This is a genomic window from Marinobacter sp. PE14 (genome assembly GCF_053566155.1).
In genome coordinates, this window is sequence record NZ_JBQXNY010000002.1 from 149,220 (window position 1) to 163,107 (window position 13,888).

Annotated in this window: 15 protein-coding genes; 8 read left to right on the top strand and 7 right to left on the bottom strand. The window is 57.6% G+C overall.

The features are described from left to right. Window positions 1-19 precede the first annotated feature (19 nt). The gene (locus ACWJ62_RS06600; RefSeq protein WP_449285462.1) at window positions 20-796 is read left to right on the top strand and encodes a crotonase/enoyl-CoA hydratase family protein; all 777 of its coding nucleotides are present in this window, start codon (window positions 20-22) and stop codon (window positions 794-796) included. Here ACWJ62_RS06600 and ACWJ62_RS06605 read toward each other — a convergent pair. Then, window positions 762-1,634 (bottom strand): Nmad3 family putative nucleotide modification protein, encoded by an 873-nt coding sequence (locus tag ACWJ62_RS06605; RefSeq protein ID WP_449285463.1) that lies wholly within the window; start codon window positions 1,632-1,634, stop codon window positions 762-764. The two genes, ACWJ62_RS06600 and ACWJ62_RS06605, sit on opposite strands and share 35 nt — an antisense overlap. Window positions 1,635-1,704: 70 nt before the next feature. On the opposite strand from ACWJ62_RS06605, the gene ACWJ62_RS06610 reads away from it, so the two are divergent. Next, window positions 1,705-2,361 carry a metallophosphatase domain-containing protein gene (locus tag ACWJ62_RS06610; RefSeq protein ID WP_449285464.1) on the top strand — a complete coding sequence of 219 codons (657 nt, stop codon included), beginning with the start codon at window positions 1,705-1,707 and terminating at the stop codon, window positions 2,359-2,361. A gap of 85 nt (window positions 2,362-2,446) precedes the next feature. Further along, window positions 2,447-3,454 (top strand): LLM class flavin-dependent oxidoreductase, encoded by a 1,008-nt coding sequence (locus ACWJ62_RS06615; RefSeq protein ID WP_449285465.1) that lies wholly within the window; start codon window positions 2,447-2,449, stop codon window positions 3,452-3,454. On the opposite strand, the gene ACWJ62_RS06620 is transcribed toward ACWJ62_RS06615, so the two are convergent. Next, window positions 3,451-3,978 (bottom strand): glutathione peroxidase, encoded by a 528-nt coding sequence (locus ACWJ62_RS06620; RefSeq protein WP_449286148.1) that lies wholly within the window; start codon window positions 3,976-3,978, stop codon window positions 3,451-3,453. The two genes, ACWJ62_RS06615 and ACWJ62_RS06620, sit on opposite strands and share 4 nt — an antisense overlap. 164 nt (window positions 3,979-4,142) lie before the next feature. On the opposite strand from ACWJ62_RS06620, the gene ACWJ62_RS06625 reads away from it, so the two are divergent. The 5 genes from ACWJ62_RS06625 to ACWJ62_RS06645 all read left to right on the top strand — a co-directional run bounded on the left by ACWJ62_RS06625 (window position 4,143) and on the right by ACWJ62_RS06645 (window position 8,352). Then, a complete protein-coding gene (locus ACWJ62_RS06625) occupies window positions 4,143-4,682 on the top strand; it encodes a YqiA/YcfP family alpha/beta fold hydrolase (RefSeq protein ID WP_449285466.1) in 540 nt (179 codons plus the stop codon). Window positions 4,683-4,823: 141 nt separating this feature from the next. After that, window positions 4,824-5,852, top strand: coding sequence for a TRAP transporter substrate-binding protein (locus ACWJ62_RS06630; protein ID WP_449285467.1), 1,029 nt, complete (start codon window positions 4,824-4,826; stop codon window positions 5,850-5,852). Between the two features lie 108 nt (window positions 5,853-5,960). Continuing rightward, window positions 5,961-6,554 (top strand): TRAP transporter small permease, encoded by a 594-nt coding sequence (locus ACWJ62_RS06635; protein ID WP_449285468.1) that lies wholly within the window; start codon window positions 5,961-5,963, stop codon window positions 6,552-6,554. A gap of 35 nt (window positions 6,555-6,589) precedes the next feature. Continuing rightward, window positions 6,590-7,873: a TRAP transporter large permease gene (locus ACWJ62_RS06640; RefSeq protein ID WP_449285469.1), complete on the top strand. Its 1,284-nt coding sequence runs from the start codon at window positions 6,590-6,592 to the stop codon at window positions 7,871-7,873. 38 nt (window positions 7,874-7,911) lie between these two features. Further along, window positions 7,912-8,352, top strand: a complete 441-nt coding sequence (locus ACWJ62_RS06645; protein WP_014579184.1) for a universal stress protein — start codon at window positions 7,912-7,914, stop codon at window positions 8,350-8,352. Between the two features lie 4 nt (window positions 8,353-8,356). On the opposite strand, the gene ACWJ62_RS06650 is transcribed toward ACWJ62_RS06645, so the two are convergent. The 5 genes from ACWJ62_RS06650 to ACWJ62_RS06670 form a co-directional block, all read right to left on the bottom strand. After that, complete coding sequence (locus tag ACWJ62_RS06650; protein WP_449285470.1) at window positions 8,357-10,618, bottom strand: diguanylate cyclase; 2,262 nt, start codon at window positions 10,616-10,618, stop codon at window positions 8,357-8,359. An 85-nt stretch (window positions 10,619-10,703) separates the two neighbouring features. After that, a complete protein-coding gene (locus tag ACWJ62_RS06655; RefSeq protein ID WP_449285471.1) occupies window positions 10,704-11,018 on the bottom strand; it encodes an antibiotic biosynthesis monooxygenase family protein in 315 nt (104 codons plus the stop codon). 62 nt (window positions 11,019-11,080) lie between these two features. Continuing rightward, window positions 11,081-11,932 (bottom strand): ABC transporter permease, encoded by an 852-nt coding sequence (locus ACWJ62_RS06660; protein WP_449285472.1) that lies wholly within the window; start codon window positions 11,930-11,932, stop codon window positions 11,081-11,083. A 4-nt stretch (window positions 11,933-11,936) separates the two neighbouring features. Beyond that, window positions 11,937-12,797 carry an ABC transporter permease gene (locus tag ACWJ62_RS06665; protein ID WP_449285473.1) on the bottom strand — a complete coding sequence of 287 codons (861 nt, stop codon included), beginning with the start codon at window positions 12,795-12,797 and terminating at the stop codon, window positions 11,937-11,939. Beyond that, window positions 12,794-13,888, bottom strand: a complete 1,095-nt coding sequence (locus ACWJ62_RS06670) for an ABC transporter ATP-binding protein (protein ID WP_449285474.1) — start codon at window positions 13,886-13,888, stop codon at window positions 12,794-12,796. The genes ACWJ62_RS06665 and ACWJ62_RS06670 overlap by 4 nt, the downstream gene beginning before the upstream one ends.

The following is a 13,888-nucleotide window of genomic DNA, read 5'->3' on the forward strand; positions in this document are numbered from 1 at the left end:
TCAACTTCAGGATAACGCGATGACCGAGCCAGCGGTACTGACCAGCATTGATGATGGCGTTTGCACCATCACCCTCAACCGGCCTGACAAGCGCAATGCCGTTGACGGACCGACGGCCGACGCCCTGCGCCGGGCATTCACCGAGTTCGAAGAAAACGATGCCCTCAAGGTGGCGGTACTGTGCGGCGCCGGGGGAAGTTTCTGTTCCGGAGCCGATCTGGAGGCGATCGGCGATGAAAAGCGTCGGAATCGGATTGACCCTCACGGCACGGGCCATGGTCCCATGGGCCCCACCCGAATGTATTTTTCCAAACCGGTCATAGCCGCCGTTTCCGGCTACGCCGTGGCCGGTGGTCTGGAGCTGGCCCTGATGTGCGACATGCGAGTAGCGGAAGCGTCCGCTGTGTTTGGCGTCTTCTGCCGGCGCTGGGGCGTGCCCCTGATCGACGGCGGCACCGTTCGATTACCCCGCATTGTCGGCCACGGCCGGGCCATGGACATGATTCTGACCGGGCGTCCCGTCAAGGCAGAGGAAGCCCTGGGGATGGGACTTGCAAACCGGGTGGTGCCAGACGGGACCGCGGTGCAAACGGCACAGGAACTGGCGGCAACCATCGCAGGCTTTCCCCAGCGATGCCTTCGGGCAGACAGGGCGTCCGCCCTTCATCAGTGGGACCTGGATACCCCGGAAGCTCTGGAAGCCGAGGGGGCTGGTGGTTACCCGGTAGTTTTCGAAGAAGCCATTGCCGGCGCCCGGAAATTCAAAGAGGGCGCGGGCCGTCACGGCCAATTCTGAGCAGCTCCGCAAGCCAGTCAGTGAGGTCAGGATACGCGTCCAGATCCAGCACAAACTCCTGCCCTCGGGCAGCACAGGCCAGATAGCACCACGGCGGCTCCAGGGACCAACGGTCACCTTTGGTGTGATAGCTCAGGGGCGGGCGGTCCTGGCCTGGATAAAACGCGGCTGGCAGACGCCACCGGGTGGGCAGCCGGCTTTGCGGATCCGTCAAGACCAGTTCATCCCGTAGCTTCGGAAATACACCACTCCCTGAAAAGACCTCCGCACCGGTTGGCAATGGACAGCCATGAGAGGACTCATAGAGCGTGTTGCCGGCGTCCGGCTGCCCATGGAAATGGGGATGATATCGGGCCCAGGGCAAGGCGTGTGGCGCCAACTGATCAATAATGTAGATCTGGCCAATATGCAGCCAGCCCCAAATGGCATGGAACGGCCGGGATCCGGGTACAAACCGCCAGCGCCGGTTATGCATCTCGGCGTGGCGGAAAACGCCGAAGAACAGAAAAAGATCCCCAGGCTCTACCCCCTGATTGCGCAAATGCCCCTGGGCCGAGCCAGTCTGCCCCAACACAGGCCGCCAGCCCTCTTCACGAGGGTAGGCATCGGCCACCAGATCCGGGTCCAGGTGGGCACCATGACTGCCCCGGATTCGACCACCGGTGAGATCCCGGGCAATCTTGCCGAGCCTGCGTTTGTCAAAAGCAACATCGCCATAGCGGATTCGGGACCGGGTATCAGGAATAGGCAAAACGCACAGGGAACCATCCGGCAGGACCGGGCTGGGGCAGCCGCCGGCAGAAGAATCGAATCCTTTTCGGCTGAGGATCAATCGCATGGCATTACTCGAAAAGCATGAAGGCTGAACGGGCGGTAAATGCTATCTTAGACAAAACAAAAATGCGCGAATGTCACTGACCGGAACCGCCAACACCATGAGAATTGTCTGCATCTCCGACACCCACAGCATGCACCGCCAGATCCAGGTTCCGGACGGCGACCTGCTGATTCACGCCGGCGATTCCCTCGGCGTTGGCACCCTGGACGAACTCGAGGATCTGGACCAGTGGTTCTCGGAGCTGCCCCATGCCAACAAGATACTGATTGCCGGAAACCACGACTGGTGTTTCCAGGACGAACCGGCAGAAGCCCGGGAACTGGTACGCCACGCCCATTATTTGCAGGACAGCCCGTTGGAGCTTGCCGGCCTGAAGTTCTGGGGCAGCCCCTGGACGCCAGTGTTCTTCAACTGGGCATTCAATCTGGAACGGGGCGATGCCATTGCCGAACGTTGGGCCCGCATCCCCGGAGACACCGATGTCCTGATCACCCACGGGCCTCCCGCGGGTATTCTCGACAGAATCGAGTCTCCCTCTGGCATCGTGCGCCCTGGCTGTGAGGCCCTGGCCGAGCGGATCGCCAGACTGTCCCTGAAACTCCATATCTTTGGCCATATTCACGAAGGCCACGGCGAAGAACAGATTGGCGATTGCCTGTGCGTTAACGCCAGCACCTGTAACGGCAGTTTCAAACCGCGGAACCCGCCGATTGTGATCGATCTGTAGCACCGATCGCGGCTAATCTTGAAACAGGCGCCGGCAGACACCATGTTTTCTATCTCTCGAATTCCACTTTTACCCCGGGAGCTCCATGCCTGACTGTCCTGATTACTCGCTGCTCGAACTGGCCTCCGTCCGTGAGGGCGATTCGGTAGGTACCACGCTTGCCAACAGTGTGGCCTATGCCCAACGGGCCGAGAAACTCGGCTTCAAGCGCTTCTGGCTGGCCGAGCATCACAACATGGAAGGCATCAGCAGCTCCGCGACGTCTGTTCTGATCGGACACATCGCAGGCAAAACGGAGTCTATTCGGGTCGGTTCCGGTGGTGTCATGCTGCCCAACCACCCGCCACTGGTCATTGCCGAGCAATTCGGAACACTGGAGAGTCTGTACCCGGGGCGGATTGATCTTGGACTGGGCCGAGCGCCGGGCACTGACCCGGTGACCGCAAGGGCCTTGAGGCGCGACGGTCTGGGTGCTGAACAGTTTCCGGAAGATGTCGCCCGGCTTCAGTCCCTGCTTGGCCCCCTGCAGCCAGGACAGCCCGTGAAGGCCATTCCCGGCGCAGGCACCAATGTGCCGCTCTGGCTGCTGGGATCGAGCCTCTACAGCGCCCAGCTGGCCGCCATGCGCGGTCTGCCCTATGCCTTCGCCGGACATTTCGCACCCCGGCTCTACAGGGAAGCGCTGAGAGTCTATCGTGACAACTTCCAGCCCTCGGAGACTCTTGAAAAACCCTATGCCATGCTTGCCCTGCCAGCCGTCCCGGCCGATTCCGTGCAGGAAGCAGAGTACCTGGCTACAACCAGCTATCAGCGCATTCTCGCCCTGTTCCGCGGACAACCACTCTGGATGAAACCGCCCGTAAACAGCATGGACGGGCTCTGGAACGCGGGTGAGAAAGCCAGTGTGAAGGATTTTCTGGGACTGCAACTGCTGGGCAATGCCGAGACCATCGCGAGACAGATGAGGCAAATTCTCTCAGGCATTGAGGTTGATGAGCTGATGTTCACGGTGGACATCTACGACCCCGAGAAGCGCAGGCATGCGCTCGACATCCTGGCACAAACCAGAAAGGCCGCGGTGGCATTGTCCTAAAGCACAGACTCCACTGCGTCAATCAGCTCCGGATCCTGGGGGCGCACCCGGCTCGGGAAGGAATCGACGACCATGCCGGAACGATCAATCACGTACTTGGTGAAGTTCCAGCGCGGTGGTTGACTCTGCTCATTGATGGCCCGGAACACCGGATTGGCTTCAGCCCCGGTCACTGCTCCCGGTGCGATCATGGTGAAGGTCACCCCGAAGTTCTTGAAACAGACGGTGGCCGCCTCGGCTTCGGAATCTGCCTCCTGCCGGAAATCGTCGCTGGCGAAGCCGACCACAACCAGCCCTTTCTCCGAATATTGTTTGTGCAGGGCCTCGAGCCCCTCAAACTGCCCCGTGTACCCACAGCGGCTGGCGGTGTTGACGACCAGCATGGGTTTGCCAGCCGCCAGATCACACAGGTTCACAGTGTCTGTTGAGTGAAGCTTGCGTTGTTCATGATCGAGAAACGCCGGACAACTGTCCGCCAGTGCTACCTGCGCTCCTGATAGACCAACAATCAAAGCGGTGATCATCAGACCTCGTTTTACCTGTTTCATGGATCCGGATTCCCTGTTCAACTAGGTTTCATGTATACGCCGCAACCTGACAGATGGGTCAGCCAGCACGGTGGACAGAGCGGGCCCTGCTGCCCATCATTCAAATGATTGCAGCGTTCAGCACTGGAGCAACATTCATCATGACAGACACCCCGATCCACGTCTTCCTTTCCCACGGCCTGGAAAGCGGCCCTGGCAGCACCAAGATCCAGGCCATGAAAGCCGAGGCCGAAACGTTTCCGGGCATTCAGGCCCACGCGATTGATCACAGCAGCACCCGGGATCCAGCGACACGGCTGGCCCAGATGCGCGAGGCAATGGCTGAATGCGACGCCAAACCTGAAAACACCATCCTTGCCGGTTCGAGCATGGGTGGTTGGGTGTGCGCCCAGACATCCTCTGAGACGCCTGTTCTGGGATGCTTCATGCTGGCACCAGCCCTGGCGATGGCCCGGTACCCCCAATCCAGCCCGCTGATCCAGGCGGGCCACCGTCAGATCATTCATGGTTGGAATGACGACGTGGTACCAGTATCGCCCGTGATTGATCTGGCCCGTGATCAGGGCCTTCCGATTCTGGTCCTGCCTGATGGGCACCGACTGGAAAACAGTCTCGATCGGGTCGTCAGCGAGTTCCGCGAATTCCTTCAAACCTGCCTTTCAGATATGAATCGACCGTGATTTCATGAACTTGCGAAACGGTGAAAACCGGCTCTGCTGAAATGATTGTTTTGGCCATTTTCTTGCGAAAACCACTTTGTTTTGCCAGTCTTTATTAATGTAACAATACATTTCGGTAAAAAAACGAACGGAGAAAACCCGATGAGCAGCATGAGCAAGTTCAAAAAACTGGCCGGAATTTCAGCGTTCGCGTTCGCTGCGATGACTATGGCGAATTCTGTAAACGCCGCAAACTGGCGGTATGCGCACGAGGAGTACGAAGGCGACGTCCAGGATGTATTTGCATACAAGTTCAAGGAATACATCGAGGATAATTCCGACCACACCCTGCAGGTTTATCGCTTTGGCGAGCTGGGTGAGTCCGACGACATCATGGAACAAACCCAGGCTGGTATCCTGAATTTCGTTAACCAGTCTCCCGGCTTTACCGGCTCCCTGATTCCCGAAGCCCAGATCTTCTTTATTCCTTATCTGATGCCCACCGACATGGACACGGTCATCGAATTCTTCCGGACCAGTGATGCCATTAACGAGGACTTCCCGGAGCTCTATGCGGAAAAAGGCCTCGAACTGCTCAAGATGTACCCGGAGGGAGAAATGGTCGTGACCGTCGACGAGAAGGTCACCAAGCCAGAGGACTTCAACAACAAGAAGATCCGGGTTATGACCAACCCGCTTCTGTCCGAGACCTATTCTGCCTTTGGCGCAACGCCGACCCCACTGCCCTGGGGTGAAGTCTACGGTGCGCTGCAGACCAACATGATCCAGGGTCAGGAAAACCCGATTTTCTGGATTGAGTCCGGCGGTCTGTACGAAGTGTCTCCAAACCTGGTCTTCACCAAGCACGGCTGGTTCACCACCGCCATGATGGCCAACCAGGATTTCTACGAGGGCCTGTCTGATGAAGACAAGAAGCTGGTGCAAGACGCCGCTGACTTTGCTTTTGAAGAAATCATTGTGCACATCGACGGTCTGGCTGACGAAGCCCTGGCCAAAATCCAGAAGGCCAGTGATGAAGTCACCGTTACCCGTCTGAACGACGAACAGATCGAAGCCTTCAAGGCGCGCGCGCCTCAGGTGGAAGAGAAGTTCATCGAGATGACTGGCGAAAGCGGTAAAGAGCTGTTGAACCAGTTCAAGGAAGACCTGGAAGCAGTTCAGAACAACTAAGACTGAAGGAACCACTCCCGCCGGCTCCGGCCGGCGGGCAGCTGTGCTAACCCCGCCCCGCCGGGGATTCCCTACCGGCCGGGAGCGACATGCTCTGGAGCAGACCCCATGTCCGAGAATTCCCCGGATCTTGAAGACGACACCGGCACCTACGAGTCTGGCCTGCCCGGATTTCTGGGGACCATCGATGAAATCATTGCCAAGGTCGAGGCGTTCATGCTGGCCGTTGGCGTCATCCTGATGGCCATCAATACCTGTGTAAATGTCATTGCGAGGTATGTGTTCGGCGAAGGCCTTTTCTTCTCTGGTGAAATCAACCGGATTCTCATTATCCTGATCACCTTTGCGGGTATCGGCTATGCAGCGCGCCACGGCCGGCACATCCGGATGTCCGCGATCTACGATGCATTGCCAGTCAAGGGCCGTAAGGTTTTGATGATCATCATCGCACTGTTCACTTCTCTGGTGATGTTCTTCCTTTGCTACCACTCCTTCGGATACATCGAAACCCTGTACAGCCGCGGCCGTATTCTGCCCGCCCTGGGCTTTGAGATCTGGTGGATTTATATCTGGGTACCGATCGGTTTTGCCATCACGGGTATTCAGTACCTCCTGACGGCCATCAAGAACTTCACCAGCAAGGATGTGTACCTTTCTACTGGGGTGGTCGACGGCTACGCGGATACAGAATCGGAAGTATGAACCCTGCAGCTGACGTTAAGGAAGGATAGGAAATCATGGCAACTATAATGATGTTGATCATGATCGGGTTGCTGCTGCTGGGCTTCCCGATGATGGTTCCACTGATCACAGGTGCGGTGGTCGGCTTTGTAATGATGTTTGATGGCTTCGGCCAGATGGGTACCTTCGTCCAGCAGATGATGGGCGGTATCCGGCCCGCCTCACTGATTGCGGTCCCGATGTTTATTCTGGCGGCGGACATCATGACCCGCGGTCAATCTGCTGACCGGCTGATTAACATGGTCATGGCGTTCATCGGCCACGTAAAAGGTGGTCTGGCCATCAGTACCGCCACTTCCTGCACCCTTTTCGGTGCCGTGTCCGGCTCTACCCAGGCAACGGTAGTGGCTGTTGGCTCGCCTCTGCGGCCGAAACTGCTCAAAGCCGGCTATTCGGATTCGTTTTCGCTGGCACTGATCATTAACTCCAGCGACATTGCCTTTTTGATACCCCCGAGCATCGGTTTCATCATCTACGGGGTTATCTCCGAGACGTCCATTGCGGAACTGTTCATTGCGGGGATCGGGCCAGGCATCATGATTCTGATCATGTTCTCGATCTATTGCCTGATCTACGCCCATATCAACAAGCTTCCCACCGAGGAGAAGTCCACCTGGGGCCAGCGAGCCGTAGCCATGCGGGCGGCCCTATGGCCGCTGTTCTTCCCGGTCATTATCGTCGGCGGGATCTACGGTGGCATCTTCAGCCCGACAGAGGCGGCGGCCGTCTGCGTGCTCTACGCTTTCCTGCTGGAATTCGTGGTGTTCCGATCACTGAAGCTTGCTGACATCTACCGGATTGCCAAGTCCACCGGCCTGATAACCGCAGTGGTGTTTATCCTGGTCGCCGTGGGCACCGGCTTCTCCTGGATTATTTCCTTTGCCCAGATTCCCCAGGCGATTCTGGATTCAGTCGGGATCAGCGACATGGGCCCGGTTGGCGTGATGATTACCATCTGTATCGCCTTCTTTATTGCCTGCATGTTCGTTGACCCGATCGTGGTTATCCTTGTTCTGACGCCAATCTTTGCACCAGCCATTGCAGCCTCTGGCATCGACCCGGTACTCGTCGGCGTGCTCATTACCCTACAGGTGGCCATCGGCTCGGCGACACCGCCGTTCGGCTGTGACATCTTCACTGCCATCGCGATATTCAAGCGCCCCTATCTGGAGGTTATTCGGGGCACGCCCCCGTTCGTATTCATGCTGATAGCTGCTGCCGGGCTCTTGATTGCGTTCCCGCAAATAGCGTTGTTCCTGCGCGACCTGGCCTTCAGGTGATCTGACCACCCTGGAGGGTGAATACAAAGGAGAGCGACATGTTCAAACGGATTCTGGTGGCAGTAGACGGTTCAATGACCTCCTTCGAGGCCTTGAGCAAGGCTATTGAGCTACAAGAACTGACGGATGCAGAGATCTACCTGCTGTGCGTGTACAAGCATCACAGCCTGTTTGAGGCATCCCTGTCGATCGGACGGCCTGCCGAAATGGACATCCCGGATAAAGTGCTTTCGGAGTACGCCAAGGATGTGGTGAATCACGCGAAACAACTGGCGGCGGAGCGCGGCGGCAAAAACGTCCGCGGCTTCGTCAAAGCCGGTAAACCATCAAGAGTCATTGTAGAGTTTGCCAAAGAAAAAGGTGTGGACCTGATCGTCATCGGCACCAAGGGTACGCACAGTGACAAGGATGGCCTGTTTCTGGGCAGTGTTTCGCACCGGGTTGCATCACACGCAAAATGCCCGGTTCTGGTGGTTTAACCGTCTAACCAAAAATTTCGACCCGATTACGGCCGGCTTCTTTGGCGCGATAGAGCGCCTTGTCGGCCAGGGTCAGAATCTGCAACGGTTTCTCGCCGCTTTCCGGCCAACTGGCGACGCCCACCGAGACTGTCAGTGCGCCAAGATTTCTCTCGCGATAAATGATCGGCTCCTCACTTACTGCCTTGCTGAGCTGGATTGCCTTATCCGTTGAGGCCTCTGATGTCGCTCCCGGCATCACCACCACGAACTCTTCACCACCATAGCGGCAAACAATGTCACTCTCACGGAACTGCTTCTGCAGGATGCCAGCAACTATTTTCAGGGCATCATCTCCGGCTTCGTGGCCGTGGGTATCGTTGAACTGCTTGAAGTGATCGATATCGATGATCAACAGGGACAGCGGCAGGTCGTTGCGCTGTGCAACAGCGCTTTCATGCTCGAAAAGCTGATCAAAGTAGCGGCGATTTTTAAGCCCAGTAAGTCCATCCTCGTAGGAAAACTTTTGCAACTCTTCGCGCAGGGCGATACTGGACAGCGTAATGCTGATTCTCTGGATGGCCTGATCCAGTGCCGCTAGCAGACGGGCCGAACCATACTCGCTCTCTGCGTTATCGAAAACGCCATCCCCCTCCAGCAGAAGAATGCCTTCAGTTACGTTGCCCGCGCTGGCTGACTCCACATTCACCCAGAAGCAAAGCGTGGCACTCTCGACTTCTCTATCCCCCCCTTCGGCGCCCTGCCACCGTCGCAGTTGCGGCAGCCTGGAGGGTTCCGGTAGACCTTTGCGGGCGTCCAGCAACACCGGCAGAGGGACCGGGCGGCCGAAACCCCAAACAGCGACGCGATCATACCGGTCGCTTGAGCCCCTTTGATAAAAAGCGCCTTTCAGTGGGCTGCAGATATCCGGGAGCGCCCGTATCAACAGGCCGAACGCCTGCTTCAGGCCCAGACAATCCTGGAGTTCGGTAAGGACGTCGCCCAGAATCCTGTTTTTCTCGTTCTCGAAGGTGAGCATCCGGACCCGCGCCTGCTCACGCTGGGCCAGTGCCTCTGCTTTGGCGGTACGTTGGGCCACTTTTTCCTCCAGAGACACGTTGAGCCGCTTCAGCGCCTCCTGGGTTCCTGCATAGTGCCACAGAGAGATAACCACGACCGCCAGGGAAAACAGGAGCATGCCCCAGCTAACCGGAACCCGTCCCCAGGGAAGCACCCCGTGGGCGACCGCCATATCCACAATCAACAAGGCACAGAAAAATCCGAAGGCCAGGAGCAAAATCTGTTGTTCCCGCAACATCCGACGGATACGACGCAGCACCACGGCAAAAATGATCACCAGAGAAACAAGAAACAAGGCATCGAATGGCGGGAATGTCGAGGACAGATCAAACACGCCGGCAATAGCACCGAGCAGCGCACCCACCAGATATACCAGATGGACTTTCCAGATCAGGTTAATCAACCAGGGGCGATGATTGGTCAGCCACTGTTCGAGCAGCAGTGCCATGGCCACCGGGAGCATGTAGTAAGAACCGGCAGCCAGGTAATCCCACATCAACGGCTGATAGGCAATCAGCAGACTGGCCTGGCTTTCCGAGACCAGCATCAGGGCAGAGGCGAGAGTAAACAGTGAGATACTGGCAAAGGATTTCTTTTCTGTCTGCAGCAATGCAAAAACGATCGCCAACAGCGCAATCAGCGTGGCAAAGCCTGCAATCACCAGGGCTTCGAGGGAGTTCTTCAGGATATACAACACAAGGTCCGGGTGGTCCATGATGGAAACTTCACCCCACAGGCCAATGTCCGTGTAGTTGGAGAACACACGGAAATAAACCGGCTTGCCCTCATAGCTCTCAGGCAGGAAGATTTCATGCCAGGGCCAGCCCTCGAAGCGGCCATGCCCCTCAGCGTCGAACTCTCCGTACTGGTAGATTTTCTCGCCGTCGACCCAGACCTGCACGATCAGATCGACACTAAAGATATAAAGAACGGGCTCCTGCCACTCTCCTGCTGGCAAAGTCACCCGGAACCAGACGTTTTCACGGCCTGCGCGGCCGGGAGGGTTGGAGGGGAAACCAATGCTGTTCCATTTTTCGGGTGCATCCAGCAACACCCATTCGGGGATACCATCTTCGGTAAAGGGCGAATCACCCCAGCGGTATTCCCAACCCTGGTTTACCGGCTGAGATGCACCGTTGGCGAGCGCGGGCATAAGTAAAACCAGGAGCAGCACACTTGAAAGGCGCAGCAGGCTTATCAATGGCATCAGGAAAGCGAACCCGCGTTATGTGGCGATTAGAGTTGATTATAGCCCAGCGCGCTGAAAAGGTGAGGACTGCTACGCCGGCTAATCAGTCTTTTTTGGGCTTCACCACCCATTCCGGGTCCTCAAACTCGCCAATAGGTTTGATGTCGACAAACGGCGCAGCACTGCGAATGATGGCGGCCACATCGGGATTGTGCCGCCCCTCCATGGCATCGCGCTGCTCTTTACTCTCCCAGGAGGCAATCGCAATCAGGGTATTGGGGTCGCCAATCTTGCGGTGCAGCTCTGTGCCCAGGGCTCCGGGCGCCTGTTGGATGATTTCGCTCGCTTTTACCCAGGCATCGGCGTATTCCTCGGCGGTGTGACCTTCCCGGATATGCACTTCGAAAATGAACTTCATGAGACCTCCTGACAGCTGCCTGTCGGGTCCTCGCTCGCTCCCCGTGGGTGCGGCAGATCCTGTCAGCGTGAAGAACGGCCCATCACCAGCAACGCCAACAGAGCAGAACCCACCATCAACAGCAGTGCCACCGCATTGAGCACGGGCGTCGACCCTTCACGTAGTCGGTTGAACAAAGCCACCGTCAACGGTGTATCACTCCCTGTCAGCATAACGGTGGTGTTGAAGTTTTCAAATGACATCAGGAACGCCATGGCGGCCGCTCCGAAAATAGACGGCAAGAGCCAGGGCAAGGTGACGGTGAACCAGGCCACCAGTGGCGTAGCGCCCAGGTTCAAAGCGGCTTCCTCCAGCTGGGGATCAAACTTGCGCAGGCGGGCCGCGATCACCAGGGTGCTCAAGGTCGCGATGAAGGTCACCTGCCCCATCACCACCAGGGTCATACCCGGCCGGAAAAGATCCAGCTCGATTCCCCAGGCCGCTGAAACATCATTGGCCATACCGCTGTAGAACACCAGAATGGATACCCCCAGAATAACCCCGGGAATCACTAGCGGCAGCAGCATAAGCAGGTACAGGAACTCCTTACCCTGGAACTGTATCCTCTCAAACAACACGGCGTTGACACACCCCAGGGCGACGCTCACCAATGTCACCCAGAAAGCGATCTTTGCGCTAACCCAGAGGGCTGTGAGCAGGCCATCGTCATGAAAAAGACCGGTGCGCCCTTCACTACCATCCGCGAAATACCAGTCGAGGGTAAAGCCTTGCCATGGTAACGATGGAAAAGGCGCATCGTTGAAGGCAAACACGGCGGTGACCAGCAGGGGCAAGGCCAGGTACACGAAAAATCCCACCAGGTAAGCCAGGTAGAGGCTATCGAATAAACGGGACCGGGGAACCGAACGAATCATGGCCTCACCCCATCACCTTGCGCAATGATTGACCGGAGATCTTCAGCCCGAGCCAGACGATGAGCGACGACAGCACCAGCAGAAGAACACCAAGCGCTGCACCCTGCTCCCAGTTAAAGCGGGTGATGAACTGGGTGAAGATCTGCTCGGTAAACCAGGCGCTGTCCTTTCCGCCCATGAGTACCGGAGTCAGGTAACTGCCAAGGGTGAGCATGAACACGACAATGCATCCGGAGACAATGCCAGGCATGGCCCAGGGCACAACGATTTCGCGCAAAACCGTCCCGTGGCCTCCACCCAGGTCGTAACCGGCTTCCACCAGGTTCTCATCCATGCCGTCGAGGGTGGTCACCAATGGAACGACCATGAACAGAAGACCGTTGTAGACAAGCCCGATGATGACCGCCACATCGTTGTAGAGCATCTCTACCGGGCCATCCGCCCAGCCCAGCGCCTGCAGCCAGGAACTGAAAAGCCCACTCTCGCGCAACAGAATCATCCAACCGTAAGTGCGCACCAACTCACTGGCCCAGAAAGGAATCAGGCAAGCCAGAAACAGGATCCCCTTTGAGCGTCCCCGGGCGAGACGGGCAATGTACCAGGCAATGGGGAAGGCGATTATCAGCGTCAGAAAAGTGGTGAACAGCGACATCAACCCGGTGCGCACAAACGTCCGCCAATAATAGGACTCGGTAAAGAAATTCTGGTACTGCTCAATGCCCCAGGCAATGGTGTCCCAGCTTTCCCTGACCTGAAACGATACCCGGAGCATCTGGAGATGGGGCAACAACACCAGCAGTACGATCCAGAGCAGGAACGGAGTGAGCAGCAACCAGAGGGATAATCGACTGACCGACGACTTCACAGACTGTCGACTCCAAAGACCCTGGCCAGGGCCGGATTCCAGGCCAGCCGGATTGAACTGTCGGCAGACAGCCTGGGTGCCGAGCCATCCTGGGGCAAGCGGGCGTAAACCGGTTGCCCACAGTTCTCTGCCTCGACCCGGCTGTTGGCCCCGTCGAACAGGGTGGTGCGTACTTTCGCCTGCATAGATGAAAAGCCGGAACTGAGCGCATCCCCAGACAGCACCAGGGATTCGGGGCGTATATACAGTTCGGCCCTATGGCCGGTTCGAAGGTTGTCCGATGCCACCCTGCCCTGAACCAGCAAACCATCATCCAGACGGATTTCTGCCAGATCATCCCGCACGGACACCAGCTCTCCTGACAGGCGATTGTTATCGCCGACGAACCCGGCGACAAACGGCGTGGCCGGTTCCCGGTAAAGCTCCTCCGGCGGCGCCACCTGATCAAACCGGCCGTCCCGCATAACCGCCACCTGATCCGACATCACCATGGCTTCCGACTGGTCGTGGGTGATGTACACGAAGGTGGTTCCGAACTGCTTTTGGAGATGTTTGAGCTCCACCTTCATCTGCTCACGGAGTTTCAGGTCGAGGGCGCCGAGGGGTTCGTCCAGCAACAGGAGCGTGGGCTCCAGTACCAGGCAGCGCGCCAGGGCCACCCGCTGTCGCTGGCCGCCGGAAAGCTCCTGTGGATTGCGGTGCTCAAGATCGGGTAGACCAACCTGCTCCAACACCCGGGCAATGCGCTTTCGGCGCTCTGCCAGTGGCATTTTCCGGCGCTTCAGCCCATAGCCGATGTTGTCCCCGACCGTCATGGTGGGGAACAGGGCCAGATGCTGGAACACCATGTTCACCGGTCGACGGTTCGGTGGCACATCGTTCATGCGCTGGCCACGGATGTGGATATCACCTTCATCGGGCTTGTCGAACCCGGCCAGGAGTCGCAGCAGGGTAGTCTTGCCGCAACCGGAGGGGCCCAGAATGGAGAAAAACGTGCCCGCAGGCACGTCCAGGGAAACGTGGTCCACCGCGGCATTGCTGCCAAAACGGCGAACCAGTCCCTCACAAAACAGGTCCGAATCCATTCCCAT

What these genes read in the sequence shown, in the direction of transcription:
- ACWJ62_RS06600 (WP_449285462.1), top strand. Translation starts at nt 20, where the DNA reads ATGACCGAGCCAGCGGTACTGACCAGCATTGATGATGGCGTTTGCACC.
- ACWJ62_RS06605 (WP_449285463.1), bottom strand. Translation starts at nt 1,634, where the DNA reads ATGCGATTGATCCTCAGCCGAAAAGGATTCGATTCTTCTGCCGGCGGC.
- ACWJ62_RS06610 (WP_449285464.1), top strand. Translation starts at nt 1,705, where the DNA reads ATGTCACTGACCGGAACCGCCAACACCATGAGAATTGTCTGCATCTCC.
- ACWJ62_RS06615 (WP_449285465.1), top strand. Translation starts at nt 2,447, where the DNA reads ATGCCTGACTGTCCTGATTACTCGCTGCTCGAACTGGCCTCCGTCCGT.
- ACWJ62_RS06620 (WP_449286148.1), bottom strand. Translation starts at nt 3,978, where the DNA reads ATGATCACCGCTTTGATTGTTGGTCTATCAGGAGCGCAGGTAGCACTG.
- ACWJ62_RS06625 (WP_449285466.1), top strand. Translation starts at nt 4,143, where the DNA reads ATGACAGACACCCCGATCCACGTCTTCCTTTCCCACGGCCTGGAAAGC.
- ACWJ62_RS06630 (WP_449285467.1), top strand. Translation starts at nt 4,824, where the DNA reads ATGAGCAGCATGAGCAAGTTCAAAAAACTGGCCGGAATTTCAGCGTTC.
- ACWJ62_RS06635 (WP_449285468.1), top strand. Translation starts at nt 5,961, where the DNA reads ATGTCCGAGAATTCCCCGGATCTTGAAGACGACACCGGCACCTACGAG.
- ACWJ62_RS06640 (WP_449285469.1), top strand. Translation starts at nt 6,590, where the DNA reads ATGGCAACTATAATGATGTTGATCATGATCGGGTTGCTGCTGCTGGGC.
- ACWJ62_RS06645 (WP_014579184.1), top strand. Translation starts at nt 7,912, where the DNA reads ATGTTCAAACGGATTCTGGTGGCAGTAGACGGTTCAATGACCTCCTTC.
- ACWJ62_RS06650 (WP_449285470.1), bottom strand. Translation starts at nt 10,618, where the DNA reads ATGCCATTGATAAGCCTGCTGCGCCTTTCAAGTGTGCTGCTCCTGGTT.
- ACWJ62_RS06655 (WP_449285471.1), bottom strand. Translation starts at nt 11,018, where the DNA reads ATGAAGTTCATTTTCGAAGTGCATATCCGGGAAGGTCACACCGCCGAG.
- ACWJ62_RS06660 (WP_449285472.1), bottom strand. Translation starts at nt 11,932, where the DNA reads ATGATTCGTTCGGTTCCCCGGTCCCGTTTATTCGATAGCCTCTACCTG.
- ACWJ62_RS06670 (WP_449285474.1), bottom strand. Translation starts at nt 13,888, where the DNA reads ATGGGAATGGATTCGGACCTGTTTTGTGAGGGACTGGTTCGCCGTTTT.